This is a genomic window from Moraxella pluranimalium, assembly GCF_002014825.1.
Taxonomy (GTDB): domain Bacteria; phylum Pseudomonadota; class Gammaproteobacteria; order Pseudomonadales; family Moraxellaceae; genus Moraxella; species Moraxella pluranimalium.
In genome coordinates this window covers 1-1,594 of sequence record NZ_MUYU01000040.1, presented here as the reverse complement: position 1 = coordinate 1,594, position 1,594 = coordinate 1, and the positions used below count along the sequence as shown (strand labels likewise).

Below are 1,594 nucleotides of genomic sequence, written 5' to 3'. Positions count from 1 at the left end.
AATGCAGACGGTACCACAGCAGGTGTAGCAACTGTTGGTGATGTAATCACAGCAGTTAATTCAGGCTTCTTCACTGTTAATGCTAATGGCTCAAAAGCAGCTGACATTAAGTTTGGTGATACGCTTAACTTTGCCAACGGCACAGGCACAACCGCTGTAGTTAAAGACGGTGGTGTGGCTTATAACACCAATGTTGACGGCTCTACCATTGTTGTTGATGATGCCACCAATAGCCTAAAAGTCAATACCAGTGCACTACCAAAAACTGTAGTTCAAGCAGGTACAGGTCCAGTTGAAGTCTCAGGTACTGGCGCAGCAGATAATCCATATACAGTATCTGTCACCACCACAACTGTGACTGATGCCGCAGACAAAGCAACCACAGGTGCGGTAGGTACAGCTGCTGATGCAGATGCTGTATTGACCGCTGAAAATGTGGTGAATTTGGTCAAAGATGCTGGCTTTAAGCTAACTGCATCAGAAAATGGCGGTGCTGAAAAGGATTCAACGGTTGAATCAGAAGTCATCAAACCAGGTAGCACTGTTGATATGGCAGCAGGCAAAAACTTGGTTGTTAAGCAAGAAGCTAACGGCAAGATTACCTATGCAACCGCTGATGATGTGACCTTCAACAATGTCACCACATCAAACCTAACAGCAACAGGTAACACCACAGTAAACAACTTTACTGTAAACAGTGGTGCAACCATTGATATGGGTAATAATGTCATCACCAACGTTGCTAACGGCACAAACGATAATGATGCGGTGAACCTATCACAGTTAAATGCAACTCGTACTGTTGTTGCCGCAGGGGATAATACCCATGTTAAAACATCAGATTTAGCAGGTGGTGGCACAACCTATACCGTCCATGCAGATAAAGCAGTGGTCTCACAAGGTGATGGTGTCACAATCACACCAGAAGAGCAAACTGACCAAACCACAGGCACAGTAACCACAACTTATAATGTTGCCCTCAGTCAAGATACCAAAAACAAACTTGATCGAGTCGAAACCGTTGTTGCTGGTGATTCAGGTCTAGTGACTGTTGATGATAGTGCAGTTAACACCTCAGGTGGCAAAGAGTTTAAAGTTGACATCACCAAAGGTGCATTCAATGGTGTAACAACAGCAGGTAAGCTAAATGCAGACGGTACCACAGCAGGTGTAGCAACTGTTGGTGATGTAATCACAGCAGTTAATTCAGGCTTCTTCACTGTTAATGCTAATGGCTCAAAAGCAGCTGACATTAAGTTTGGTGATACGCTTAACTTTGCCAACGGCACAGGCACAACCGCTGTAGTTAAAGACGGTGGTGTGGCTTATAACACCAATGTTGACGGCTCTACCATTGTTGTTGATGATGCCACCAATAGCCTAAAAGTCAATACCAGTGCACTACCAAAAACTGTGGTAGCACAGGGTAACAACACAGTGGTTTCAAGCGAGACTGTTGGCACAACCACGACTTACAAAGTAGATGCAGAAAAAACCACGGTATCAAAAGCAGCAACTTCACCGATCACCGTCACAGAAGGTATTAAATCAGCAACAGGTGTGACTAACTATGAAGTCGGTCTAAGCATTGATG

Annotated in this window: 1 pseudogene; it reads left to right on the top strand. The window is 44.4% G+C overall.

The window, feature by feature from the left end:
- Nucleotides 1-1,594 (top strand): annotated as a pseudogene (locus B0680_RS10505) (hypothetical protein); the annotation flags it as partial.